The organism is uncultured Anaerovibrio sp., assembly GCF_947302755.1.
Classification (GTDB): Bacteria; Bacillota; Negativicutes; order Selenomonadales; family Selenomonadaceae; genus Anaerovibrio.
The window spans coordinates 1-7,084 of record NZ_CAMYWM010000127.1; the positions used below are offsets into that span (position 1 = coordinate 1).

The window sequence follows — 7,084 nt, forward strand, 5'->3', positions numbered from 1 at the left end:
AGCTTTAGATTTCGTTGTAAGGGCGTAGTGCGAAAAACCGTTTCGCACGAAGTTTGCTTTCCAGCAAAGTGGTCTGTTTTCAATAATTTCTTGACATAGATAATATATATTGGTAAAATTAATTGCTACAGGAAAATAGCTGTAGAAGTGACTTTGGTCACATGAAAAAGTAAAATAAGTTCGTGCAAGGGGTATTAAATGGATTCATCAGGTGTTTTTAAACATTTGGCAATGCGTCGTGTGGTTTTAGCCCATGAAGAGGTGTTGTGAATCTGTTTATTTTTCGTGTGCGGATTTTTTGTCATTTTTTTACTACGAAATCTTAGTGAATCAAATCCGAAGGATACAGATGAGCTTTAGATTTCGTTGTAAGGGCGTAGTGCGAAAAACCGTTTCGCACGAAGTTTACTACGAAATCTTAGTGAATCAAATCCGAAGGATGCAGATGAGCTTTAGATTTCGTTGTAAGGGCGTAGTGCGAAATAAAATTTCGCACGAAGTTTATTTTTAGCTAAGGAGTGAAGAACTTAATGTTTCATCCTGTGCCGGTAGGCAAACGAACCAGGTATAGCTATGCCAAGATCAAAGAAGTTATGGAAATGCCACACCTTCTTGACATTCAGAGAAAGTCATATGAGTGGTTTATTGGCAATGTAGAAAAGGGTACCAAGGGCGCTGGCCTTATGGAAATCTTTGAGGATATTTCCCCAATCACAGATTTTCAGAACAAAATTGAATTGAGATTGTTTGATTATTCTCTGGGCGAACCAAAATACAGTCTGGAGGAGAGCAAGGAGCGGGATGCAACCTATTCTGCCCCCCTTCGTGTGAATGTTCGTCGGATTAATAAGGAAAATGGTGAGTTCCATGAAAGTGAAATCTTCATGGGTGATTTTCCTTTGATGACTGATTCCGGTACATTTGTTATCAATGGTGCAGAGCGGGTTATCGTTAGTCAGCTGGTACGTTCTCCAGGTGCTTATTACGGTGTTACTGTAGATTCCTCCGGTAAATCCCTGTTCAATGCTACAGTTATTCCTAATCGCGGTGCCTGGATTGAGCTTGAAACTGATACCAACGATGTTATCTCTGTTCGTATTGACAGAACCCGTAAGCTGCCTGTAACTGTTTTCCTGCGTGCCCTTGATTATATCAACAAGGCAGAAATCGCAAGAAACCAGCAGCTTGCCGATGGCACGGCCAGTGCCGCTGAGACTGGCCGCAATGAGGATCATATCGAGGTGCTGACCTCCGATTTGTCCTTTGGAACCAAGGATGAAATTTTGGCCCTGTTCAACAATGATCCTGCTATTGTAGCTACTCTCGAGCGGGATGGCACTGAAGGCATTGAGGCAAGAGGCATTGAGGAGGTTGCATTGGATGAGATTTACAAGCGCCTTCGTCAGGGTGAGCCATTTAATGTTGATAATGCCCGTTCTATGCTCCGCAGCCTGTTCTTTGACAAGAAGCGTTATGATTTGGCTACTGTGGGACGCCATAAGATTACCAAAAAGCTTGGCTGGAAGCATCGCCTGGTAGGCCAGGTTTTGGCTGAGCCATTGGTAAACCAGGAGACTGGCGAGGTGGTTGTTCCCGCTGATGAACTGATTACTCAGGATATGATCGATGAAATTTCCGACGATCAGGAAAAGGGTATTTTCGGCGAGGGCAAGGCAATTATCATTCAGGTAAAGCTTAATGATGAGGGTGAGCTGCTGGATATGATTTGCTCCCCAACCCTTATCGACAAGAAGCGTACCATCGCTGTCAATGATATTATTGCCTCCATCAGCTATCTGTTGAATTTGATGCATGGGGTAGGGCGTACCGATGATATTGACCATCTGGGTAACCGCCGTGTCCGTTCTGTAGGTGAATTGCTGCAGAACCAGTTCCGTATTGGCCTTACCCGTATGGAGCGGGTGGTTCGTGAGCGTATGTCAACCCAGGAGGATATTTCCGCAGTACAGAACCTCATTAACATTCGCCCTGTAGTGGCCGCTATCAAGGAATTCTTCGGCTCCTCCCAGCTGTCCCAGTTCATGGATCAGCACAATCCGTTGGCGGAGCTGACTCATAAGCGCCGTCTGTCTGCCCTTGGTCCCGGTGGCTTGTCCAGAGAGCGTGCCGGCTTCGAGGTTCGCGACGTACATAATTCCCATTACGGCCGTATGTGTCCTATTGAGACCCCTGAAGGTCCTAATATCGGTCTCATCGGTTCTCTGTCCAACTACGCCCGTATTAATAAGTACGGCTTTATGGAGACTCCATATCGCCGCATAGATAAAGAAAATCAGCGGGTTACCAATGATGTTAAGTACATCACTGCTGACGCCGAGGATACTTTGGTTATTGCTCAGGCCAATGAGCCATTGGATGAAAATGACTGGTTTGTAAATGAGCGTGTAGTAGCCCGTGTTCACGAGGAGACCACTGAGGTTCGCCGTGAGAAGGTTGACTACATGGACGTGTCACCAAAGCAGGTTGTTTCCATCGCAACAGCCATGATCCCGTTCCTGGAAAACGATGATGCCAACCGGGCACTGATGGGTGCCAACATGCAGCGTCAGGCTGTACCGCTTCTCCGTACCCAGGCTCCACTGGTGGGTACTGGTATGGAGTACAAGGCTGCCTGCGACTCCGGTGTTATGATTTTGGCCAAGCATGCCGGTGTAGTGGACTCCGTAAGTGCAGATAAGATTGTTGTCCGCACGGAGGAGGGCGATATTGATGAGTACAAGCTCCAGAAGTTTATGCGCTCCAACCAGGGCACCTGCATAAACCAGCTCCCTATCGTATATAAGGGGGATGTGGTGGAGGCCAAGCAGCCTATTGCTGATGGTCCGGCTACTGACCACGGTGAGCTGGCACTGGGCTACAACATTATTGTTGCCTATATGCCTTGGGAAGGCTACAACTACGAGGATGCTATTCTCCTCAGTGAAAACCTGGTAAAGAGAGATATTTATACCTCCATTCATATTGAGGAATATGACTGTGAAGCCCGTGATACCAAGCTGGGCCCAGAGGAGATTACCCGTGATATTCCAAATGTCTCCGAGGAAAATCTGAAGGATTTGGACGAAAATGGAATTATCCGCATTGGTGCCGAGGTAAGAACCGGTGATATCCTGGTTGGTAAGGTAACACCAAAGGGTGAAACGGAGCTGTCTGCCGAGGAGCGCCTCCTTAGGGCAATCTTTGGTGAGAAGGCCCGCGAGGTTCGCGATACCTCATTGCGGGTTCCTCATGGTGAAGCCGGCAAGATTGTTGATGTGAAGGTGTATAGCCGTGATAATAACGATGAGCTGAATCCTGGCGTTAACAATATGGTCCGGGTATACATTGCCCAGAAGCGTAAGATTTCTGTAGGTGATAAGATGTCCGGCCGTCACGGTAACAAGGGTGTTGTTTCCCGTATTATGCGTGAAGAGGATATGCCATTCCTGCCGGATGGTACTCCGGTAGACGTAGTTCTGAATCCATTGGGCGTACCATCCCGTATGAACATTGGTCAGATACTGGAGACTCATCTGGGTATGGCAGTAAGAAATATTGGTACTCAGATTAAAAACGGTGACCCAACTGTAGAGAAGCGTCTCCGTGAAATTGGTTATGATTTTGATAAATACGGTATGCCTAAGTCCGATGTTGCAGGTGTTCATATTGCAACGCCGGTATTCGATGGTGCCCGGGAGAAGGATGTATTTGATACCATTCGCGCTTCCGGTATGGATGAGGATGCCAAGACGGTTCTTTACGATGGCCGTACCGGTGAGCCATTCAAGAATAAGGTAACCGTAGGCTGCGTATATATGCTGAAGCTGCATCATCTGGTAGATGATAAGATTCACGCCCGCTCCGTTGGTCCATACTCCTTAGTAACCCAGCAGCCATTGGGTGGTAAAGCACAGTTCGGTGGCCAGCGCTTCGGTGAGATGGAGGTTTGGGCCCTGGAGGCTTATGGTGCCGCATACACTCTGCAGGAGATTCTGACTGTTAAGTCCGATGATGTTGTGGGACGTGTTAAGACCTATGAGTCCATTGTTAAGGGTGAGAATATCCCTGAGCCGGGGGTACCGGAGTCCTTCAAGGTTCTTATCAAGGAGCTCCAGAGTATCGGTCTTGACATTAAGGTTCAGGACGAGAATGCAAATGAAATCATGGTTCAGGATGATGACGATGACATCAAGGATGCGGCCAATGAGCTGGATGTTGATGTAAATGGTGTGGACGATTCCGGTAATGGGCCGGTGGATGTGGATGATTACGCTTCCAATGATGATATGGAGGATAATTATTCCGACGACAATGACCTGATCGTTGATGTTAATGCCGATGATGATGACAATGAATAATGGAAGGGAGTGACACGCCCTTGTTGGATGTAAATAATTTTGATTCAATGCGTATAGGTCTGGCGTCCCCTGATAAGATCAGAGAATGGTCTTACGGTGAGGTAACCAAGCCAGAAACCATTAATTACCGTACTTTAAAGCCAGAGACCTCCGGTCTGTTCTGTGAGCGTATTTTTGGACCTACCCGTGATTGGGAATGCCATTGCGGCAAATACAAGAGAATTCGTCATAAGGGAACTGTTTGCGAGCGATGTGGCGTTGAGGTAACCCGGGCCAAGGTTCGCCGTGAGAGAATGGGGCACATTGAGCTGGCTGCTCCCGTATCCCATATTTGGTACTTTAAGGGGATCCCAAGCCGTCTTGGGCTGGTGCTGGACATTGCTCCACGGGCCCTGGAGAAGGTTCTTTACTTCGCTTCTTATATTGTAATTGATCCAGGTACTACAGAGCTTAGCAAGAAGCAGCTTCTGAGTGAAAAGGAATACAGTGAATACCGCAGCAAGTATTCCTCTGCCGCCTTCAGGGTAGGCATGGGTGCTGAGGCTATCAAGGAGCTGTTGGTGGAAATGGAGGAGGATCTTCCTGAGGATCAGCAGAAGCCTGAGGAGGGTCTCATAAGCCGCCTTGATTTATTGCATCAGGAGCTGACCGATGAGCTGAAGACAGTTACCAGTCAGCAGCGCCGGCTTAAGGCCATTCGCCGTCTGGAGGTGGTTGAGGCCTTCCGTAAGTCCGGCAATAAGCCATCCTGGATGATTATGGACGTTGTTCCGGTTATTCCGCCGGAGCTGCGGCCAATGGTACAGCTGGATGGCGGCCGTTTTGCCACCTCCGACCTCAACGATTTGTATCGTCGGGTAATCAACAGAAACAACCGCCTGAGACGTCTGCTGGAGCTTCATGCGCCGGATATTATCGTCCGCAATGAAAAGCGTATGCTTCAGGAAGCTGTTGATGCCCTTATAGATAATGGCCGCCGGGGCCGTCCTGTTACCGGGCCTGGTAATCGTCCATTAAAGTCCCTGTCTGATATGCTTAAGGGTAAGCAGGGGCGTTTCCGTCAGAACCTCCTTGGTAAGCGGGTAGACTATTCTGGTCGTTCCGTTATCGTAGTAGGTCCTGAGCTGAAGCTTCATCAGTGCGGTCTCCCTAAGGAGATGGCCTTGGAGCTCTTTAAGCCATTCGTTATGAAGCGTCTGGTTTCCGATGGTGTTGCCCACAATATCAAGTCCGCCAAGCGCATGGTAGAGCGGGCCAAGGACGAGGTTTGGGATGTACTGGAGGGCGTAATCAAGGAGCATCCGGTTCTCCTGAACCGTGCCCCTACACTGCATCGCCTTGGTATTCAGGCCTTCGAGCCAGTTCTTACTGAGGGCCGTGCCCTGAAGCTCCATCCATTGGCCTGTACCGCCTACAACGCCGACTTCGATGGTGACCAGATGGCTATCCATCTCCCCTTGTCTGCTGAGGCACAGGCCGAGGCCCGTGTGCTGATGCTGGCGGCCAATCACATCCTTGCTCCTAAGGATGGCGGCCCTATCATCGTTCCATCCCAGGATATGGTTTTGGGCTCCTATTATCTGACGGCTGTACGAAATTCCAGTCAGGGCAGACCTATTGTGGGTGAGGGGAAAATCTTCACCGGTATCAATGAGGCCCTCCTTGCTTATCAGCATCAGGAGCTGGATATTCAGGCTGAGATTAGGGTCCGCATGAAGGATGTGGATGAGGATGGCAATGTGGTCAAGGATTATGGTCTGGTTCGTACTTCCCTGGGCCGGATGATTTTCAATGAGACCTTGCCGAAGGCCGTGCGCCAGTTCCACCAGGATAAGGAGACCGGCGAGTGGTCCCTTGGTATGCTCATGAACAAGAAGCAGCTGGGCAAGCTGGTTGATATCTGCTTCAAGACCCTTGGTGCCAGCGAAACGGCTATTGTTATAGATAATGTAAAGAATTTGGGCTATCACTACGCTTGTATTGCCGGTATGACCGTTGCTATCTCCGATATCAAGGTGCCTGAGAAGAAGCAGCATCTCCTGGAGGAGGCCGAGGCAAAGGTTAAGAAGACCCAGCGCCAGTTTGAGCGCGGTCTTATCAGTGATGAGGAGCGTTATAAGAAGGTCTGCAAGGTATGGGATGATGCCACCAACCTGGTTGCCGATGCCATGTATGACAACTATGCTGACAACGAGCCATTTAACCCAATCTCCATGATGGCTGACTCCGGTGCCCGCGGTAATAAGTCCCAGATGCGTCAGCTGGCCGGTATGCGCGGTCTCATGGCGGATCCATCCGGTAAGACCATCGAAATTCCGATTACAGCCAACTTCCGTGAGGGGCTGTCCGTATCCGATTACTTCATTTCCTCCCATGGTGCCAGAAAGGGCTTGGCGGATACGGCACTCAGAACCGCTGACTCCGGTTACCTTACCCGCCGTCTGGTGGACGTGGCTCAGGACGTTATCGTTCGTGAGGAGGACTGTGACGTTGTAGGTATTAACCTTATTCGTGAGCGGGCCAAGCTGGCTGAAACAGCAGCTGCAGCCGTTGAACAGCTCAAGGACCTTTTGGTAGGCCGTATTTTGGCCTCTGATGTTCTCAGCCCGGCTACTGCTGAGGTTATCGTGGAAAAGGGTCAAATCATTGATGAGGAGGTCCTCAGGACCATTGGTGAGGCTGGAGTAACAGAGATTGTTCTCCGGGGCTCCTCCTCCAACAGCGAT

2 protein-coding genes are annotated in these 7,084 nt (G+C 49.3%); both read left to right on the forward strand.

The features are described from left to right. Positions 1 to 530 precede the first annotated feature (530 nt). Positions 531 to 4,358 carry a DNA-directed RNA polymerase subunit beta gene (locus Q0Y54_RS10615; RefSeq protein ID WP_297967521.1) on the forward strand — a complete coding sequence of 1,276 codons (3,828 nt, stop codon included), beginning with the start codon at positions 531 to 533 and terminating at the stop codon, positions 4,356 to 4,358. A gap of 20 nt (positions 4,359 to 4,378) precedes the next feature. Next, positions 4,379 to 7,084 (forward strand): DNA-directed RNA polymerase subunit beta' (rpoC, locus tag Q0Y54_RS10620; protein WP_297967525.1); only part of this gene is annotated, 2,706 nt, incomplete at its 3' end.

Excerpts from the sequence above, each read along its gene's own strand:
- Q0Y54_RS10615 (WP_297967521.1), top strand. The coding sequence starts at position 531 with ATGTTTCATCCTGTGCCGGTAGGCAAACGAACCAGGTATAGCTATGCC.